The sequence below is a fragment of the Escherichia sp. XD33 genome, assembly GCF_019375075.1.
In the GTDB taxonomy this organism is placed as follows: Bacteria; Pseudomonadota; Gammaproteobacteria; order Enterobacterales; family Enterobacteriaceae; genus Enterobacter; species Enterobacter flexneri_A.
Map to the genome: position 1 here is coordinate 1 of NZ_JAENDM010000064.1, position 19,473 is coordinate 19,473.

14 protein-coding genes and 3 pseudogenes are annotated in these 19,473 nt (G+C 50.4%); 11 read left to right on the forward strand and 6 right to left on the reverse strand.

Annotation, left to right across the window (positions count from 1 at the left end; all coding sequences use genetic code 11):
- The coding region (locus K0778_RS22385) for an IS3 family transposase (protein ID WP_077789370.1) at positions 1-204 on the forward strand (204 nt) is incomplete at its 5' end.
- 74 nt (positions 205-278) lie between these two features.
- Here K0778_RS22385 and fdnI read toward each other — a convergent pair.
- From fdnI to fdnG, 3 genes are read right to left on the reverse strand one after another with little or no spacing between them, the layout of a single operon-like run.
- Complete coding sequence (fdnI, locus tag K0778_RS22390; RefSeq protein ID WP_000045648.1) at positions 279-932, reverse strand: formate dehydrogenase-N subunit gamma; 654 nt, start codon at positions 930-932, stop codon at positions 279-281.
- The gene (gene fdnH, locus K0778_RS22395) at positions 925-1,809 is read right to left on the reverse strand and encodes a formate dehydrogenase N subunit beta (RefSeq protein WP_001240582.1); all 885 of its coding nucleotides are present in this window, start codon (positions 1,807-1,809) and stop codon (positions 925-927) included. Before fdnH ends, fdnI begins: the two co-directional genes overlap by 8 nt.
- Positions 1,810-1,821: 12 nt before the next feature.
- A complete protein-coding gene (gene fdnG / locus K0778_RS22400) occupies positions 1,822-4,869 on the reverse strand; it encodes a formate dehydrogenase-N subunit alpha (protein WP_014639908.1) in 3,048 nt (1,015 codons plus the stop codon).
- 231 nt (positions 4,870-5,100) lie between these two features.
- Between fdnG and yddG the strand changes: the two genes are divergently transcribed.
- The 9 genes and pseudogenes from yddG (at position 5,101) to K0778_RS22445 (ending at position 17,305) form a co-directional block, all read left to right on the forward strand.
- Positions 5,101-5,982: an aromatic amino acid efflux DMT transporter YddG gene (yddG, locus tag K0778_RS22405; RefSeq protein ID WP_072651204.1), complete on the forward strand. Its 882-nt coding sequence runs from the start codon at positions 5,101-5,103 to the stop codon at positions 5,980-5,982.
- 259 nt (positions 5,983-6,241) lie between these two features.
- Positions 6,242-6,517 (forward strand): annotated as a pseudogene (locus K0778_RS22410) (porin); the annotation flags it as partial.
- A gap of 38 nt (positions 6,518-6,555) precedes the next feature.
- Positions 6,556-7,886 (forward strand): annotated as a pseudogene (locus K0778_RS22415) (leucine-rich repeat domain-containing protein).
- A gap of 323 nt (positions 7,887-8,209) precedes the next feature.
- Complete coding sequence (gene narU / locus K0778_RS22420) at positions 8,210-9,598, forward strand: nitrate/nitrite transporter NarU (RefSeq protein ID WP_001207901.1); 1,389 nt, start codon at positions 8,210-8,212, stop codon at positions 9,596-9,598.
- Positions 9,599-9,679: 81 nt separating this feature from the next.
- On the forward strand, positions 9,680-13,420 hold the full coding sequence (gene narZ, locus K0778_RS22425; RefSeq protein WP_000040469.1) for a nitrate reductase Z subunit alpha: 3,741 nt from the start codon (positions 9,680-9,682) through the stop codon (positions 13,418-13,420).
- Entirely contained in the window at positions 13,417-14,961 is a 1,545-nt protein-coding gene (gene narH / locus K0778_RS22430) for a nitrate reductase subunit beta (RefSeq protein WP_153449122.1), read from the forward strand. The genes narZ and narH overlap by 4 nt, the downstream gene beginning before the upstream one ends.
- Entirely contained in the window at positions 14,961-15,656 is a 696-nt protein-coding gene (narW, locus tag K0778_RS22435; RefSeq protein WP_001166353.1) for a nitrate reductase molybdenum cofactor assembly chaperone, read from the forward strand. The genes narH and narW overlap by 1 nt, the downstream gene beginning before the upstream one ends.
- Complete coding sequence (gene narI, locus K0778_RS22440) at positions 15,653-16,333, forward strand: respiratory nitrate reductase subunit gamma (RefSeq protein ID WP_000617116.1); 681 nt, start codon at positions 15,653-15,655, stop codon at positions 16,331-16,333. The genes narW and narI overlap by 4 nt, the downstream gene beginning before the upstream one ends.
- A 78-nt stretch (positions 16,334-16,411) precedes the next feature.
- Positions 16,412-17,305, forward strand: coding sequence for a PhzF family isomerase (locus K0778_RS22445; RefSeq protein ID WP_000804381.1), 894 nt, complete (start codon positions 16,412-16,414; stop codon positions 17,303-17,305).
- Between the two features lie 95 nt (positions 17,306-17,400).
- Here the strand turns inward: K0778_RS22445 and nhoA are convergent, their stop codons facing one another.
- Positions 17,401-18,246, reverse strand: a complete 846-nt coding sequence (gene nhoA / locus K0778_RS22450; RefSeq protein WP_000187919.1) for an N-hydroxyarylamine O-acetyltransferase — start codon at positions 18,244-18,246, stop codon at positions 17,401-17,403.
- Positions 18,247-18,418: 172 nt separating this feature from the next.
- Here nhoA and K0778_RS22455 point away from each other — a divergent pair, with 172 nt between their 5' ends.
- Positions 18,419-18,988, forward strand: a complete 570-nt coding sequence (locus tag K0778_RS22455) for a flavin reductase family protein (RefSeq protein ID WP_000085899.1) — start codon at positions 18,419-18,421, stop codon at positions 18,986-18,988.
- Here the strand turns inward: K0778_RS22455 and pptA are convergent.
- Positions 18,985-19,218 carry a tautomerase PptA gene (gene pptA / locus K0778_RS22460; RefSeq protein WP_001120143.1) on the reverse strand — a complete coding sequence of 78 codons (234 nt, stop codon included), beginning with the start codon at positions 19,216-19,218 and terminating at the stop codon, positions 18,985-18,987. The genes K0778_RS22455 and pptA overlap by 4 nt on opposite strands.
- Positions 19,219-19,317: 99 nt before the next feature.
- A pseudogene (locus tag K0778_RS22465) lies at positions 19,318-19,473 on the reverse strand (ISAs1 family transposase); the annotation flags it as partial.

Genomic DNA, 19,473 nt, shown 5'->3' on the forward strand with positions numbered 1-19,473 from the left:
TGTCTGGATAATGCTGTGGTGGAGTGTTTCTTTGGAACCTTAAAGTCGGAGTGTTTTTATCTTGATGAGTTCAGTAATATAAGCGAACTGAAGGATGCTGTTACGGAATATATTGAATACTACAACAGCAGAAGAATTAGCCTGAAATTAAAAGGTCTGACTCCAATTGAATATCGGAATCAGACCTATATGCCTCGTGTTTAACTGTCCAACTTTTTGGGGTCAGTACAAAATGGCGCCTTTTACAGCGCCATTTTCAGCTTAAAGTTCAAAAGAGATTATATCCCTTCTTCACTCTCTTTTTTCGCTTCTGCCTTCTCGATTTCACGATACCAGCGCGGATGGTGTTTCTTCGCCCAGCGACGACTTACCTTCCCTTCGATCATCCCTTTAATCGATCCTTTCACCCAAAATGCCATATACATATGGATCAGGATGGCGTGGATCAGGATGATACCCGCAGCCGCGTGGATCAGCAGGCTGTAGCGAACAACCTGCATCGGGAAGTACTGCGCAAAGTACGGACGCCAGATAATCACCCCGGTCACCAGCAGCACGAAAATCATGCTCATGATCGACCAGAACATCATCTTTTGCCCGGCGTTGTACTTACCGACATCCGCCACTTTATGCTCATTGCCTTTCAATACTTCGACAATGTTCAACAGCCACGGAATATCTTTCTTATCCGGGATGTTGTGATGCACAAAACGCACAAACATAAACATCAGTGCGACGAAAATCGCAATGCCGAAGAACGGGTGCAAAATGCGTCCCATCTGCGGCGTACCGAAGGTTTGCGTCAGCCATTGCAGCGTCGGGAAGAAGAACGAAATCCCGGACAGCGCCACCAGGAAGAAGCAAATCACCACGGTCCAGTGACAGGCGCGATCAATAAATTTGGTGCGCACAATCATTTTCGACTTACTCATGATGATCCTCCTCGTCATCGTCCACTTCCTTATTCGGGCCAATACCGATGTAGTGGAAAATCAACCCGGCAAAAGTGGCAATAAAGCCAGCCGCTGCCAGCGGTTTCAACGCGCCTTTCCACAGGCTTACCGAGGTGTCGATCTTCGGATCTTTCGGCAGACCGTGATACAGCTCCGGCTGATCGGCGTGATGCAGCACGTACATAACGTGCGTACCACCGACCCCTTCCGGGTTGTAGACGCCAGCATGTTCGTAACCACGCGCTTTCAGTTTCGCCACGCGCTGTTCCGCCAGCTCCAGCATCTCCTTCTTGGTGCCGAAGTGGATAGCCCCGGTCGGACAGGTTTTCACACAAGCCGGTTCCTGGCCGACGCTGACGCGATCGACGCAGAGCGTGCATTTATATACCCGGTTATCCTCTTTGTTGAGGCGCGGAATATTAAACGGACACCCGGCAATGCAGTAACCACAGCCGATGCAGTTTTCCGACTGGAAATCGACAATCCCGTTAGCGTACTGAATGATTGCACCAGCAGACGGGCACGCCTTCAGGCAGCCGGGATCTTCACAGTGCATACAGCCGTCTTTACGGATCAGCCACTCCAGCTTGCCGTTCTGTTCGGTTTCGCTAAAGCGCATCACCGTCCAGGACTTGGCGCTCAGATCGGCGGGGTTATCGTAAACCCCGACGCAGTGCCCCACTTCATCACGGATGTCGTTCCACTCCGAACACGCCACCTGACAGGCTTTACAGCCGATACAGGTGGAAACGTCGATAAGTTTTGCGACTTCTGCTTTGTAATCACGCACCTGAGAAGGCGGCGTGATGGAGTTAGTTGCGGACCTTTTGATAATGTCCTGCGTTTCCATAGCCATCTGTTCGCCCCCTTACGCCTTCTCGATGTTGACTAAGAACGCTTTATATTCCGGCGTTTGCGAGTTTGCATCACCGACATTCGGCGTCAGAGTGTTAGCGATATAACCTTTACGCGCGACACCCTCAAAGCCCCAGTGGATTGGAATACCCACCGTTTCAACCTGCTGACCATTTACATTCAGCGGTTTCAGACGACGCGTTACCACAGCCACCGCGCGGATAAAGCCACGCTTGCTGGAGACAGTGACACGATCGCCATTATTAATGCCTTTCGCCGCCGCCAGCGTTTCGCTGATTTCCACAAACTGTTCCGGCTGAGCAATTGCGTTGAGCAATGCGTGCTTGGTCCAGGTGTGGAAGTGCTCGGTCAGACGATAGGTCGTACCCACATACGGGAACTGCTCTTTTTTACCCATCCGCAGCGCGTCTTGTTCATACAGACGAACAACCGGGTTAGACACCACGTTCGGATGCAGCGGGTTAGTGCCCAGCGGCGTTTCAATCGGCTCGTAGTGTTCCGGGAACGGACCTTCCGCCATTTTGTTGATGGCAAACAGGCGTCCCATCCCTTCCGGCTGCATGATAAACGGCCCGGTTGGCGTACCCGGTGCGGCATTGCCGAAGTCAGGAATATCGTTACCCGTCCACTTGCTGCCGTTCCACTGGATCAGCATCCGTTTCGGATCCCACGGTTTACCGTTGATATCCGCCGAAGCACGGTTGTACAGCACGCGACGGTTGAGCGGCCACGCCCAGGCCCATCCCAGCGTATTCCCCAGACCGGACGGGTCGGAGTTATCGCGGTTAGCCATCTGGTTGCCCTGCTCTGTCCAGCTACCGGTGTAGATCCAGCAAGAAGATGCGGTTGTACCGTCATCACGCAGATGCGCAAAGCTACTCAGCAACTGACCTTTCTTCGCAATAAGCACGCCATTAGCGTCATAGAGATCTTCCAGCGCGTAGCCGTTGTTCTCTTTAGCCACTTCGTCAGATTGCGGTTCGTGCGGCTGCTTGTAGTTCCAGCTCATCTTCATCAGCGGTTCTACGCCTTTACCACCTTCGGACTGGTACAGCTCGCGCAGATGATGGTAGATACCCGCCAGAATTTCACCGTCGTTACGCGCTTCGCCCGGCGCGTCCTGACCTTTCCAGTGCCACTGCAACCAGCGACCGGAGTTAGCGATAGAACCATCTTCTTCAGCAAAGCAGGTCGAAGGCAGACGGAATACTTCAGTCTGAATAGACGCCGGATCGACATCGTTCGACTCACCGTGGTTCTGCCAGAAGGTAGAGGTTTCAGTCACCAGCGGATCGATAACCACCATGTACTTCAGCTTGCTCAGGCAGCTCACCACTTTGTTTTTGTCCGGGAAGGACGCAACCGGGTTAAAGCCCTGGCAGAAATAACCGGTGACTTTGCCTTCATCCATCATGTTGAAATACTTGATGACGTCGTAGGTCTGGTCCCACTTCGGCAGCCAGTCATAGCCCCAGTTGTTCTCTTTCTGCGCGGCATCGCCATAGAAAGATTTCATCAGGCTAACGAAGAACTTCGGATAGTTGCTCCAGTAGTTCACCTGATCAGCCAGCGTCGCTTTCGGCGTGTTCGCTTCCAGATACGACTGCAAATCAACCTGTTTTTCTGACGGCAGCGTCAGATAACCTGGCAGGCTGGTAGAGAGCAGGCCTAAGTCAGTCAAGCCCTGAATGTTGGAGTGACCACGCAATGCGTTCACGCCGCCACCGGCCATACCCATGTTACCGAGCAGCAACTGGATCATCGCCATAGTACGGATGTTCTGCGCACCCACAGTGTGCTGCGTCCAGCCCAGCGCGTACAGGAAGGTGGTTGTGCGATCCGGTGCGCTGGTGGAGGCCAGCACTTCACACACTTTCAGGAAGTCGGCTTTTGGCGTACCGCAGATGTTTTCAACGACGTCCGGCGTGTAGCGGGAAACGTGCTCTTTCAGCAGGTTCCACACACAGCGCGGATGAGTCAGTGTTTCATCGCGTTTCGCATAGCCGTTTTCATCGAACTGATAGTTCCAGGACGATTTATCGTATTGACGTTTTTCAGCGTCGTAGCCGCTGAACAGACCGTCTTCGAAAGCAAAATCATCACGTACCAGCAGGCTGGCGTTGGTGTAATGCTTAACGTATTCGGCGTTGATTTTGTTGTTTTCGATCAGGTAGCGCAAAACGCCAGACAGGAACGTAATGTCCGTACCGGAACGAATAGGCGCGTAAATATCCGCCACAGAAGCGGTACGCGTAAAACGGGGATCGACAACGATCAAGGTTGCGTCGTTGTTGTTTTTCGCTTCCATCGCCCAGCGGAAACCGACGGGATGCGCTTCAGCAGCGTTACCGCCCATCACCATCACGACGTTAGCGTTTTTGATATCCACCCAGTGGTTGGTCATCGCACCGCGACCAAATGTTGGAGCAAGACTTGCTACCGTTGGTCCGTGTCAGACGCGCGCCTGGTTGTCTACCGCCAGCATCCCGAGGGAGCGGGCAAATTTCTGGGTCAGCATCCCGGTTTCGTTGCTGGCACCGGAGGCACACAGCATACCGGTAGAAAGCCAACGGTTTACCGTTACGCCCTGCTCGTTCTTTTCAATAAAGTTAGCGTCACGGTCAGCTTTCATCAGCTTCGCAATACGGGAGAATGCTTCTTCCCAGCTAATGCGCTGCCATTTGTCAGAACCTGGCGCACGATATTCCGGGTAGCGCAGACGGTTTTCACTGTTGACGTAATCCAGCAAACCGGCCCCTTTCGGGCACAGCGCACCACGGCTTACCGGATGATCCGGGTCACCTTCAATGTGATAAATCGCTTCTCTGGCGTTTTTTGCGCCATCACCCAGGCTATACATCAATAGCCCGCAACCTACGGAACAGTATGTGCAGGTGTTACGGATCTCTTTAGCGCGTAATAATTTGTAGTTTCGCGCCTGAGCCAGTGCTTGCTTCGGGGCAAAGCCCAATGCCGCTACTGTTGTTCCAGCCATACCGCCCGCGCAGATTTTAAAAAATTGTCTGCGACTGACGTCCATTGCTTTCCTCTTTTTTCAGGGGTATTACTGCGCGAGGAAACTAACAGTAAAATTCTGAATCTTTTTGCGCGAAATCAAAAAGAACATCTGTTTGCCACAAAATAATCCGCCTTCGCAAATTGACCTACCTCAATAGCGGTAGAAAAACGCACCACTGCCTGACAGGCCAGTTAAAAAAATGCTATAAAATTCAGCTTAATTTTTAACGGCAAGAGAGACAAAACAGCGAGCATGACACGACAAAAAGCAACGCTCATAGGGCTGATAGCGATCGTCCTGTGGAGCACGATGGTAGGATTGATTCGCGGTGTCAGTGAGGGGCTCGGCCCGGTCGGCGGCGCAGCTGCTATCTATTCATTAAGCGGGCTGCTGTTAATCTTCACGGTTGGATTTCCGCGTATTCGGCAAATCCCGAAAAGCTATTTACTCGCCGGGAGTCTGTTATTCGTCAGCTATGAAATCTGTCTGGCGCTTTCCTTAGGGTATGCGGCGACCCGTCATCAGGCGATTGAAGTGGGTATGGTGAACTATCTGTGGCCCAGCCTGACAATTCTCTTTGCCATTCTGTTTAATGGTCAGAAAACCAACTGGTTGATTGTACCTGGATTATTATTAGCCCTCGTCGGCGTCTGTTGGGTGTTAGGCGGTGACAATGGGTTACATTATGATGAAATCATCAATAATATCACCACCAGCCCATTGAGTTATTTCCTGGCGTTCATTGGTGCGTTTATCTGGGCAGCCTATTGCACAGTAACGAATAAATACGCACGCGGATTTAATGGAATTACCGTTTTTGTCCTGCTAACGGGAGCAAGTCTGTGGGTTTACTATTTTCTTACGCCACAACCAGAAATGATATTTAGCACGCCCGTCATGATTAAACTCATCTCTGCGGCATTTACCTTAGGATTTGCTTATGCTGCATGGAATGTCGGTATATTGCATGGCAATGTCACCATTATGGCGGTAGGTTCGTATTTTACGCCTGTACTTTCCTCAGCGCTTGCAGCCGTGCTGCTCAGCGCCCCGCTGTCGTTCTCGTTCTGGCAAGGCGCGCTGATGGTCTGCGGCGGTTCCCTGCTCTGCTGGCTGGCGACACGTCGTGGTTAAAATAACTGCCGGGTCTACGGCCCGGTAGTTAATCAGATAAATTCCGACAATATTAAAAAAATAAATTTCAAATACTAGTAATTCACCTTATATCTCATTTCGACTTCGATCACATATCGATAAATAATATTATTTCATCTATTTTTCTCATTGTTTTTAATCACCATTCTATTTTAAAAACAGTATGTCATTTATAAATGACGCCGTTTAAAATTCGTTTAGAAAATACGTTTAACGATAATTAAAAGGATTCTGTTAAATGAAATTAAAAATAGTTGCGGTGGTTGTAACTGGTTTGTTAGCTGCGAACGTAGCACACGCTGCCGAAGTCTATAACAAGGATGGTAATAAACTCGACCTTTATGGCAAGGTTACCGCTCTACGTTATTTTACTGATGATAAGCGTGACGATGGTGATAAAACTTATGCCCGTCTCGGCTTTAAAGGAGAAACGCAAATCAATGATCAAATGATTGGTTTTGGTCACTGGGAATATGATTTTAAAGGCTATAACGATGAAGCCAACGGCTCGCGCGGCAAGAATCTCTGATTGAGTTAAGTGCCCATCACAATATGATCACTGACCTTATATTACACAATCATCCCAGGATGAAAACAATCACTTTAAACGACAACCATATTGCACATTTAAACGCCAAAAACACTACAAAACTGGAATATTTAAACTTAAGCAATAACAATTTACTGCCAACCAATGACATTGATCAACTAATATCATCAAAACATCTTTGGCATGTATTAGTTAACGGCATCAACAATGATCCACTTGCACAAATGCAGTACTGGACTGCAGTAAGAAATATAATTGATGACACTAATGAAGTGACCATTGATTTATCAGGACTTAATTTAACCACTCAACCACCAGGGCTGCAAAACTTCACATCTATCAATCTTGATAATAACCAACTCACACATTTTGATGCAACCAACTACGATAGACTCGTAAAGCTAAGTCTGAATAGTAATGCTCTTGAGTCAATAAATTTTCCTCAAGGCAGAAATGTAAGTATTACACATATATCTATGAATAATAATGCTCTCAGAAATATTGATATAGATAGGCTTTCATTAGTTACTTATTTTAGTGCGGCACATAATCAACTAGAGTTTGTGCAATTAGAATCTTGCGAATGGCTGCAATACCTGAATCTCAGCCATAATCAATTAACTGATATTGTTGCAGGTAATAAAAATGAACTCTTACTGCTGGATCTATCCCATAATAAACTAACAAGTTTACACAATGACTTATTTCCCAACTTGAATACGTTACTTATTAACAACAATTTGCTTTCTGAAATTAAAATATTCTATAGCAACTTCTGCAATGTTCAGACATTAAACGCTGCTAACAACCAGTTGAAATATATAAATCTTGATTTCCTGACTTATCTTCCATCTATCAAAAGTTTAAGACTGGACAATAATAAAATAACCCACATTGATACTAATAATACATCCGATATTGGAACTTTATTCCCCATAATAAAACAGAGCAAAACTTAAATTTTTTAAATGTTTCTGGGAAGAACAATTGCCCTACTATGCAGCTCATGTTATTTAATTTGTTTTCCCCAGCACTTAAGCTTAATACTGGCCTGGCAATTCTTTCGCCTGGTGCATTTGAAGTTCACTCTGACGGAATAGATGTGGATAACGAATTGTTTCACTATCCTATTAAAAAAGCATATACCCCATATAATATACACACTTACAAGACAGAGGAAGTTGTAAACCAGAGGAATATAAAAGTTAAAAACATGACCTTAGATGAAATAAACAATACTTACTGTAATAACGATTATTACAATCAGGCAATAAGAGAGGAACCGATAGACCTTCTGGACAGATCGTTTTCCTCCAATTCATGGCCTTTTTAGTGAATAAATCATCACTAATTCTATAAGTGTCTGGTCTTGTTGATAATATAGTTAATATGTAACCCTTTAGATTCACGATCTGAAGGGTTGAAACATGACATACGTTCAAAGATTAACCCCGTTTGAAGGTTAGCTTGTTAGTTACATTTAGTAACACATATCTGGCTACTTAATCCCCATTCTGCCCCCGCGGTTACGCTTTCTTATCTATTCTTTCAATCAGCACTTCACCCAATTCATCCTTAATTCTAATAACTGGCTATTGCGCCTTACCTCGTGTTTTGTCTTTTTTTCATTACCAATGTGTGCATGTGAGGAACAATATGGCACTGCAAAATGAGAAAAATAGTCGTTATCTTTTGCGCGACTGGAAACCAGAAAATCCGGCCTTCTGGGAAAATAAAGGAAAACATATTGCTCGAAGAAATCTCTGGATATCAGTCAGTTGTCTACTTCTTGCCTTCTGTGTCTGGATGCTATTTAGCGCAGTTACCGTTAATCTCAATAAAATCGGTTTTAATTTTACTACCGATCAACTCTTTTTATTAACCGCATTACCCTCCGTTTCTGGCGCATTATTGCGTGTTCCCTACTCCTTTATGGTGCCTATATTCGGTGGACGCCGATGGACGGTTTTTAGTACTGCAATCCTGATTATTCCTTGCGTCTGGCTCGGAATTGCCGTGCAAAATCCGAATACTCCTTTTGGGATATTTATCGTTATCGCTTTGCTATGCGGTTTTGCAGGTGCAAACTTTGCTTCGAGCATGGGCAATATCAGTTTCTTCTTTCCAAAAGCCAAACAAGGGAGCGCTCTTGGGATTAATGGCGGATTAGGAAACTTAGGTGTAAGTGTAATGCAGCTGGTTGCACCGCTGGTCATTTTTGTACCTGTATTTGCCTTTCTCGGCGTCAATGGCGTACCGCAGGCCGACGGTTCGGTGATGTCGCTGGCGAATGCCGCATGGATTTGGGTACCGCTACTGGCGATTGCCACGATCGCCGCATGGTCAGGGATGAATGATATCGCCAGTTCACGCGCCTCAATTGCCGACCAGCTCCCTGTCTTACAACGCCTGCATCTCTGGCTGCTGAGCCTGCTTTACCTTGCCACCTTCGGTTCGTTTATCGGTTTTTCTGCGGGTTTTGCCATGCTGGCAAAAACCCAGTTCCCGGATGTGAATATTCTGCGCCTGGCGTTCTTTGGCCCATTTATCGGTGCCATCGCGCGGTCGGTTGGTGGTGCTATTTCCGATAAGTTCGGCGGCGTGCGGGTGACGTTGATCAACTTTATTTTTATGGCGATTTTCAGTGCCCTGCTGTTCCTTACCTTACCGGGCACAGGCTCCGGTAATTTCATCGCCTTTTACGCCGTATTTATGGGGCTGTTTCTGACTGCGGGTCTGGGAAGTGGTTCTACTTTCCAGATGATCGCCGTCATCTTTCGCCAGATAACCATTTATCGGGTAAAGATGAAAGGCGGTAGTGATGAGCAAGCTCATAAAGAAGCCGTCACCGAAACGGCGGCGGCTCTGGGCTTTATCTCAGCCATTGGCGCAGTGGGCGGCTTTTTTATTCCGCAGGCGTTTGGCATGTCGCTCAATATGACCGGCTCTCCGGTCGGCGCGATGAAAGTGTTTTTAATCTTCTACATCGTTTGTGTGCTGCTGACCTGGCTGGTTTATGGTCGGCGGAAGTTCAGCCAAAAATAAGAGATCGATGCCTGATGTACAACCGTGTCGCATCCGACAAGGCATCAGATCCCAATTCATTCCTGGAGCAGGAGTCATGTCATGAGTAAACTTTTGGATCGCTTTCGCTACTTCAAACAAAAGGGCGAAACCTTTGCCGATGGTCACGGACAGGTGATGCATAGCAACCGCGACTGGGAGGACAGCTATCGCCAGCGTTGGCAGTTCGACAAAATCGTGCGTTCCACCCACGGTGTTAACTGTACAGGCTCCTGTAGCTGGAAAATCTACGTTAAAAATGGTCTGGTGACCTGGGAAATCCAACAGACCGACTACCCGCGCACTCGCCCTGACCTGCCCAATCATGAACCTCGCGGCTGCCCGCGTGGCGCAAGTTACTCCTGGTATCTTTACAGCGCTAACCGCCTGAAATACCCGCTCATTCGTAAACGACTGATTGAACTGTGGCGCGAAGCCCTCAAGCAACACAGCGATCCGGTACTGGCGTGGGCATCGATTATGAACGATCCGCAAAAGTGCCTGAGCTACAAACAAGTGCGTGGGCGCGGCGGGTTTATCCGCTCCAACTGGCAGGAACTAAACCAGCTGATTGCCGCCGCTAACGTCTGGACCATCAAAACCTACGGCCCGGATCGCGTTGCCGGTTTCTCGCCGATCCCGGCGATGTCGATGGTTTCTTACGCCGCCGGAACGCGTTATCTGTCGCTGCTTGGCGGCACCTGTTTAAGTTTCTACGACTGGTATTGCGACCTGCCGCCCGCCTCGCCGATGACCTGGGGCGAGCAAACCGACGTACCGGAATCTGCCGACTGGTATAACTCCAGCTACATCATCGCCTGGGGGTCTAACGTACCGCAGACACGTACGCCGGACGCCCACTTCTTTACCGAAGTACGCTACAAAGGCACTAAAACCATCGCCATTACCCCTGACTACTCTGAAGTGGCCAAATTGTGCGACCAGTGGCTGGCACCGAAACAAGGCACTGATAGCGCCCTGGCGATGGCAATGGGCCATGTGATTTTAAAAGAGTTTCATCTCGATAATCCCAGCGACTACTTTATCAACTACTGCCGCCGCTACAGCGACATGCCGATGCTGGTAATGCTGGAGCCTCGCGACGATGGTAGCTACGTTCCCGGGCGCATGATCCGCGCATCTGACCTGGTGAATGGACTGGGCGAAAGCAACAATCCGCAGTGGAAAACCGTAGCAGTTAATACCGCAGGTGAATTGGTAGTGCCGAACGGTTCGATTGGTTTCCGCTGGGGAGAAAAAGGCAAATGGAATCTGGAATCCATTGCCGCCGGTACGGAAACCGAATTGTCGTTAACCCTGCTCGGTCAACATGACGCTGTTGCAGGCGTGGCCTTCCCCTACTTTGGCGGCATTGAAAATCCGCATTTTCGCAGCGTAAAACACAATCCGGTGCTGGTGCGCCAATTGCCCGTTAAAAACCTGACGTTAGTCGATGGCAACACCTGTCCGGTGGTCAGCGTTTATGATTTGGTACTGGCGAATTACGGCCTCGATCGCGGGCTGGAAGATGAAAACAGTGCGAAAGATTACGCTGAAATCAAACCGTACACCCCAGCCTGGGGTGAGCAAATTACCGGCGTGCCGCGCCAGTATATTGAAACCATCGCTCGTGAATTTGCCGATACTGCCCATAAAACGCATGGGCGCTCAATGATTATCCTCGGTGCTGGCGTCAACCACTGGTATCACATGGATATGAACTACCGTGGGATGATCAATATGCTGATCTTCTGCGGTTGTGTCGGGCAAAGCGGCGGCGGCTGGGCGCATTATGTCGGTCAGGAAAAACTGCGCCCACAAACCGGCTGGTTGCCGCTGGCCTTTGCGCTCGACTGGAACCGCCCACCGCGCCAGATGAACAGTACCTCGTTTTTCTACAATCATTCCAGCCAATGGCGCTATGAAAAAGTCTCTGCTCAGGAGTTACTTTCACCGCTCGCCGATGCCAGTAAGTACAGCGGTCATCTGATTGATTTCAACGTTCGCGCCGAACGTATGGGCTGGCTACCTTCTGCGCCGCAGCTGGGGCGTAACCCGCTCGGGATTAAAGCTGAAGCCGACAAGGCCGGATTATCCCCCACAGAATTTACCGCCCAGGCGCTGAAATCGGGCGATTTACGTATGGCCTGCGAACAACCAGATAGCAGCAGCAATCATCCGCGTAATTTGTTTGTCTGGCGCTCTAACCTGCTTGGCTCCTCCGGCAAAGGCCACGAGTATATGCAGAAGTATCTGCTGGGGACCGAAAGCGGGATTCAGGGCGAGGAACTCGGTGCCAGCGACGGGATCAAACCGGAAGAAGTCGAGTGGCAAACTGCAGCGATTGAAGGCAAGCTCGACCTGCTGGTGACGCTCGACTTCCGCATGTCCAGTACCTGCCTGTTCTCCGATATCGTTCTGCCCACCGCCACCTGGTACGAAAAAGACGATATGAACACCTCGGATATGCATCCGTTTATTCATCCGCTTTCTGCGGCGGTCGATCCGGCGTGGGAATCACGCAGCGACTGGGAAATCTACAAAGGTATCGCCAAAGCATTTTCGCAAGTGTGCGTGGGTCATCTTGGCAAAGAAACCGACGTGGTATTACAACCCCTACTGCATGACTCTCCGGCAGAGCTCTCACAGCCGTGTGAAGTGCTCGACTGGCGCAAAGGCGAATGCGATCTGATTCCAGGCAAAACCGCGCCGAATATTGTGGCGGTGGAGCGCGACTACCCTGCTACGTATGAACGCTTTACCTCGCTCGGGCCATTGATGGACAAACTTGGCAATGGCGGTAAAGGGATTTCGTGGAATACCCAGGATGAAATCGATTTCCTCGGCAAACTCAATTACACCAAGCGTGATGGCCCGGCACAGGGGCGTCCGCTGATTGACACCGCCATTGACGCTTCAGAAGTGATTCTGGCACTGGCACCGGAAACCAACGGTCATGTTGCAGTCAAAGCGTGGCAGGCGCTGGGCGAGATCACCGGGCGCGAACATACCCATCTGGCGCTGCACAAAGAGGACGAGAAGATTCGCTTTCGCGATATTCAGGCGCAGCCGCGTAAAATTATCTCCAGCCCCACCTGGTCCGGTCTGGAAAGCGATCACGTCTCCTATAACGCGGGATACACCAACGTTCATGAGTTAATTCCGTGGCGCACGCTGTCGGGACGCCAGCAGCTCTATCAGGATCATCCGTGGATGCGTGCTTTTGGTGAAAGCCTGGTGGCTTATCGCCCGCCTATCGACACCCGTAGCGTCAGTGAGATGCGCCAGATACCGCCAAACGGCTTCCCGGAAAAAGCACTTAACTTCCTGACGCCGCACCAGAAATGGGGCATTCACTCAACCTACAGTGAAAACCTGCTAATGCTGACGCTCTCTCGCGGTGGACCGATTGTCTGGATCAGCGAAACAGATGCCCGAGAACTGACCATTGTCGATAACGACTGGGTGGAAGTATTCAACGCCAACGGCGCGCTGACTGCCCGCGCGGTGGTCAGCCAACGTGTACCGCCGGGCATGACCATGATGTATCACGCCCAGGAACGCATTATGAATATTCCTGGTTCGGAAGTAACTGGCATGCGCGGCGGCATTCATAACTCGGTTACCCGCGTTTGCCCGAAACCAACGCATATGATTGGCGGTTACGCGCAGCTGGCCTGGGGCTTTAACTACTACGGCACCGTCGGATCGAACCGCGATGAGTTCATCATGATCCGCAAGATGAAGAACGTTAACTGGCTGGATGATGAAGGTCGCGATCAGGTACAGGAGGCGAAAAAATGAAAATCCGTTCACAAGTCGGCATGGTGCTTAACCTCGACAAATGTATCGGCTGCCATACCTGTTCGGTGACCTGTAAAAACGTCTGGACCGGGCGCGAAGGCATGGAGTACGCATGGTTTAACAACGTCGAAACCAAACCGGGCATTGGTTATCCGAAAAACTGGGAAGATCAGGAAGAGTGGCAAGGCGGCTGGGTCCGCGATGTGAATGGCAAGATCCGTCCGCGTCTGGGCAGCAAGATGGGCGTAATAACCAAAATCTTCGCCAACCCGGTGGTGCCGCAGATTGATGATTACTACGAACCTTTCACTTTCGACTACGAACATTTGCATAGCGCACCGGAAGGCAAACATATCCCTACTGCTCGCCCGCGCTCGCTGATTGACGGTAAGCAGATGGACAAAGTGATCTGGGGGCCAAACTGGGAAGAACTGCTGGGCGGCGAGTTTGAAAAACGTGCCCGCGACCGCAACTTCGAGGCCATACAAAAGGAGATGTACGGGCAGTTTGAAAACACCTTCATGATGTACCTGCCGCGCCTGTGCGAACACTGCCTCAATCCCAGTTGCGTGGCGACCTGCCCAAGCGGCGCTATCTACAAACGCGAAGAAGACGGCATTGTGCTGATTGATCAGGATAAATGCCGTGGCTGGCGTTTGTGCATTAGCGGTTGTCCGTACAAAAAAATCTACTTCAACTGGAAAAGCGGCAAGTCAGAAAAATGTATCTTCTGTTATCCGCGAATTGAGTCAGGCCAACCCACCGTGTGCTCAGAAACCTGCGTGGGTCGCATCCGGTATCTGGGCGTGCTGCTTTACGACGCCGACCGCATCGAGGAAGCGGCGAGCACCGAGCGCGAAGTTGACCTCTATGAACGTCAGTGCGAAGTGTTCCTCGATCCACACGATCCCTCAGTGATCGAGGAAGCCCTGAAACAAGGTATTCCACAAAACGTGATTGAAGCTGCCCAGCGTTCGCCTGTCTACAAAATGGCGATGGACTGGAAACTGGCGCTACCGCTGCACCCTGAATATCGCACCCTGCCGATGGTCTGGTACGTTCCTCCGCTGTCGCCGATTCAGTCCTACGCAGATGCGGGCGGTTTGCCGAAAAGCGAAGGCGTGCTGCCCGCCATCGAAAGCCTGCGTATTCCGGTGCAATATCTCGCCAATATGTTGAGTGCCGGCGATACCGGTCCGGTACTGCGGGCGCTGAAACGGATGATGGCGATGCGCCACTATATGCGTTCACAAACCGTGGAAGGCGTTACTGATACTCGTGCCATCGACGAAGTAGGCCTGATCGTCGCCCAGGTCGAAGAAATGTATCGCTATCTCGCCATTGCCAACTATGAAGATCGTTTTGTTATCCCGACCAGCCATCGGGAAATGGCGGGCGATGCCTTCGCAGAACGCAACGGCTGCGGTTTTACCTTTGGCGACGGTTGTCACGGCTCGGACAGCAAATTCAACCTGTTCAACAGTAGCCGTATCGATGCCATCAACATCACCGAAGTGCGCGACAAAGCGGAGGGCGAATAATGCAGATCCTCAAAGTGATCGGCCTGTTGATGGAGTATCCGGATGAGCTGTTGTGGGAATGCAAGGAGGACGCGCTGGCGTTGATCCGCCGCGACGCGCCGATGCTTACGGATTTCACCCACAACCTGCTTAACGCGCCGCTGCTGGATAAACAGGCCGAATGGTGCGAAGTGTTTGACCGCGGGCGCACCACGTCGCTGCTGCTGTTCGAACATGTTCATGCCGAGTCCCGCGATCGCGGCCAGGCAATGGTGGACCTGCTGGCGGAGTATGAAAAGGTCGGCCTGCAGCTGGATTGTCGGGAACTGCCCGATTATCTACCGCTGTATCTGGAGTATTTAAGCGTACTGCCTGACGATCAGGCGAAAGAAGGATTGCTCAATGTTGCGCCGATCCTCGCCCTGCTTGGCGGTCGCTTAAAACAACGCGAGGCACCGTGGTACGCGTTGTTTGATGCTCTGCTGCAACTGGCGGGAAGCTCCCTTTCAAGTGACAGTGTCACAAAACAAGTAAACAGCGAAGAGCGCGATGACACCCGCCAGGCGCTTGATGCAGTGTGGGAAGAGGAACAGGTGAAGTTTATTGAAGATAACGCCACGGCGTGTGACAGCTCGCCGCTTAATCAATATCAGCGACGCTTTAGCCAGGATGTCGCGCCGCAATATGTCGACATCAGTGCGGGAGGTGGGAAATGATTCAGTATCTGAACGTCTTTTTTTACGATATCTACCCGTACATTTGTGCGACGGTGTTTTTCCTCGGCAGCTGGCTGCGCTACGACTACGGGCAGTACACCTGGCGCGCCTCCTCAAGTCAAATGCTCGATAAACGCGGGATGGTGATATGGTCGAATCTGTTCCATATCGGCATTTTGGGGATTTTCTTCGGGCACTTGTTCGGCATGTTAACGCCGCACTGGATGTACGCGTGGTTTTTGCCAGTGGCAGCGAAACAACTCATGGCGATGGTGCTAGGCGGTATTTGCGGTGTGTTGACGTTGATTGGCGGCGCAGGACTGCTGTGGCGCAGGCTGACAAATCAGCGCGTGCGTGCCACTTCCACTACGCCGGATATCATCATCATGAGCATTTTGCTGGTCCAGTGTCTGTTGGGGCTAAGTACCATACCGTTTTCAGCACAGTATCCTGATGGTAGCGAAATGATGAAGCTGGTGGGTTGGGCGCAAAGCATTGTCACTTTCCGTGGTGGATCGTCAGAGATGCTCAACGGCGTAGCGTTCGTCTTCCGCCTGCATCTGGTGTTGGGAATGACCATCTTCCTGCTCTTCCCGTTCACCCGACTGGTGCATGTGTGGAGCGCGCCGTTTGAGTACTTTACTCGTCGATATCAAATTGTGCGTTCGCGGCGATAATTTCACCCTGGCCGGATAGCCCTTCGCTCTCCGGCCACTTGCAGGCTATGATAGTTCTCCAGTCACAGGAGAACGTTAATGAAACCGCAGGTGTACCACGTCGATGCTTTTACCTCACAACCGTTTCGCGGCAATTCTGCCGGTGTTGTTTTCCCCGCCGATAATCTTAGCGAAGCGCAAATGCAGCTTATCGCCCGCGAGTTAGGCCATTCGGAAACTGCTTTTCTGCTGCACAGCGACGACAGCGATGTGCGCATCCGCTACTTTACGCCAACGGTTGAAGTGCCGATTTGCGGTCACGCGACAGTAGCTGCGCACTATGTACGTGCGAAGGTGTTAGGTTTAGGAAATTGCACGATCTGGCAAACATCGCTGGCAGGAAAACATCGCGTGACTATCGAAAAGCACAACGATGATTATCGTATTTCGCTGGAACAAGGTACGCCGGGCTTTGAACTGCCGCTGGAGGGTGAAGTACGCGCGGCGATTATCAACGCATTGCATCTTACTGAAGACGATATTCTGCCGGGTTTGCCGATCCAGGTCGCGACGACCGGGCATTCTAAAGTGATGATCCCATTGAAGCCGGAAGTGGATATCGACGCTCTTTCGCCTGACCTTAATGCGCTGACCGCTATCAGTAAACAGATTGGCTGCAATGGTTTCTTCCCGTTCCAGATCCGTCCAGGCAAAAACGAAACCGATGGTCGTATGTTCTCGCCTGCGATTGGTATTGTGGAAGATCCGGTGACTGGCAATGCCAATGGCCCGATGGGTGCATGGTTGGTACATCACAACGTATTGCCCCACGATGGCAAGGTGCTGCGTGTTAAAGGCAATCAGGGGCGCGCATTGGGGCGTGACGGCGTGATTGAAGTGACGGTGACAATTCGTGATAACCAACCGGAAAAAGTCACCATTTCTGGCGCGGCGGTGATTTTGTTTCATGCCGAATGGGCAATTAAACTCTGAAACCGTTGCCTGATGCGCTTCGCTTATCAGGTCTACAACCGGGTTAATGTATGCCGGATAAGGCGTTTACGCCGCATCCGGCAACCTGACATAAATTATTTTCCCGCCTCCGGATGCGTATCAAACGCCGCCATCACCAGCGCTAACTCATCCACAGTAAAGCCATGTTTCGCATCATCCACGCCCAGACCAAACTGTTCCTGCATCACGGCATATAACGACGCCACATCCGGTAGATTTCGCTGCTCCACCGCGTGCCCATTTTCATAATGGGTAAAATGAAAATTGGTCAGTGTCAGCTTGCCGCCGTCCGGCAAATGGCGGCACATCAGCAAATGATGGCGAAAATGCGACTGCGGCCAGTGCGCCGACCAGAAATTGCCCATCACATAATCGCTTTGTTGCTGCTCGCAGAGATCGAAGCGGTACATCGGCTGCCAATGCTGATGATGATTAAACTGCAACACCCAATCATCACCCTCCTGCAACAACCGATACTCTCCGTGTGGCGTGGTCTGCACGAGATCGGGAACTAAACGAATCGGCGCGGTTAGCGTCTGCCCACCGAAACCGACATCAGCAATCCATTTTTCCTCTTCCAGTTCCACCAACAGCAAACGATGGGTGCGCGGCGGTAATGCTGGCGGATTTGATAACACTACGCGCCCTAACAAGCTGCGAACGTTAAACCCCAGCTCGCGTAACACCCGCTCAAACACGCCATTCTGCTCAAAACAGTAACCGCCACGACGGGCTATCACCAGTTTCTCTTCCAGCGATTGATTATCAAGCTGTATTTCCCTCGGCAGCAAAACGTCGAGGTTTTCAAACGGAATGGTGCAATTGTGTTTCAGGTGCAATGCACGAAGCGTATCAATATTGACCGCAGCAGCTCCCGACCAGTTAATACGGGCAAAATAGTGATTCAGAATGGGCGTCATCAGGCGTTTCCCTTAGTGGTTTTCTCAACTTATAACCTGGAATAGACGCCGCACCGGCTATTTTGTGCGATCGCGGACATGCATCACGTTCGCAAATCGCCAATCCCGTTAATTTCGTTACTTATTGCGTTACGGACTACGCTTAAAAAAACCTTCTTCGCGAGGCGATACCATGAGCCGATTCATCCCCATAGAATTACACCATGCCAGCCGTCTGTTAAATCATGGCCCAACGGTCTTGATCACCAGTTTCGATGAGCAATCCCAGCGGCGTAACATTATGGCTGCAGCCTGGTCAATGCCGGTGGAGTTTGAACCTCCACGCGTGGCGATTGTGGTAGATAAATCGACATGGACCAGGGAGTTGATTGAACATAACGGTAAATTTGGCATCGTTATCCCGGGCGTTGCAGCAACTAACTGGACGTGGGCGGTGGGAAGTGTGTCGGGGCGTGATGAAGATAAATTTAATTGCTATGGCATTCCGGTTGTGAGAGGCCCGGTATTTGGTTTGCCTCTGGTCGAGGAAAAATGTCTGGCGTGGATGGAGTGTCGATTGCTACCTGCGACTTCTGCGCAAGAAGAATACGACACGCTGTTTGGCGAAGTAGTATCAGCAGCGGCAGACGCACGGGTATTTGTCGAAGGCCGCTGGCAGTTTGATGATGATAAGCTCAATACGTTGCATCATTTAGGTGCTGGGACGTTTGTTACCAGCGGCAAGCGTGTTACGGCGGGTTAAGCATTCATGCTATAACCAGGTTTCTTTATCAAAGCCTCCATTTGGGGCGCGATTTCGGCATCCCAGATAGCTTGCCAAGATTCTGGTTGAATCTGCTGTAGAGCAATGCTTATCGAACTGTCTTTACTGTTCAGATGACGAATAATAACGTCGGTAATATCTGCAGCAAGTGCTGCTTTTTGTTGTTCGTCCAGTTCACGCGGAAAACATTTAATGTCGATGTGCGGCATGATTACGCTCCTTTTGAAAGATGTCAGTAAAATTAACACACATTGTGAATGTCATGTGTCCGGTAAAGCGTTTATACGACAATAATGCCCAGGGCAAGATTACGAAAGCCCGCTCCCCGTAAGGACTGACGCCAGGTAGTTTCTGTCCATGGCTGCTTTTCGCATCTTACGTCTTAACCCTGCCTTGAATACCTTATCATTCGTCAAAATATTAATAGCAATGTGCCGTATCCCTGAAAATAATTCTGCTGCATT

Excerpts from the sequence above, each read along its gene's own strand:
- narH (WP_153449122.1), top strand. The coding sequence starts at position 13,417 with ATGAAAATCCGTTCACAAGTCGGCATGGTGCTTAACCTCGACAAATGT.
- fdnH (WP_001240582.1), bottom strand. The coding sequence starts at position 1,809 with ATGGCTATGGAAACGCAGGACATTATCAAAAGGTCCGCAACTAACTCC.
- pptA (WP_001120143.1), bottom strand. The coding sequence starts at position 19,218 with ATGCCGCACATCGACATTAAATGTTTTCCGCGTGAACTGGACGAACAA.
- fdnI (WP_000045648.1), bottom strand. The coding sequence starts at position 932 with ATGAGTAAGTCGAAAATGATTGTGCGCACCAAATTTATTGATCGCGCC.
- yddG (WP_072651204.1), top strand. The coding sequence starts at position 5,101 with ATGACACGACAAAAAGCAACGCTCATAGGGCTGATAGCGATCGTCCTG.
- narW (WP_001166353.1), top strand. The coding sequence starts at position 14,961 with ATGCAGATCCTCAAAGTGATCGGCCTGTTGATGGAGTATCCGGATGAG.
- narU (WP_001207901.1), top strand. The coding sequence starts at position 8,210 with ATGGCACTGCAAAATGAGAAAAATAGTCGTTATCTTTTGCGCGACTGG.
- nhoA (WP_000187919.1), bottom strand. The coding sequence starts at position 18,246 with ATGACGCCCATTCTGAATCACTATTTTGCCCGTATTAACTGGTCGGGA.
- narI (WP_000617116.1), top strand. The coding sequence starts at position 15,653 with ATGATTCAGTATCTGAACGTCTTTTTTTACGATATCTACCCGTACATT.
- narZ (WP_000040469.1), top strand. The coding sequence starts at position 9,680 with ATGAGTAAACTTTTGGATCGCTTTCGCTACTTCAAACAAAAGGGCGAA.
- K0778_RS22455 (WP_000085899.1), top strand. The coding sequence starts at position 18,419 with ATGAGCCGATTCATCCCCATAGAATTACACCATGCCAGCCGTCTGTTA.
- K0778_RS22445 (WP_000804381.1), top strand. The coding sequence starts at position 16,412 with ATGAAACCGCAGGTGTACCACGTCGATGCTTTTACCTCACAACCGTTT.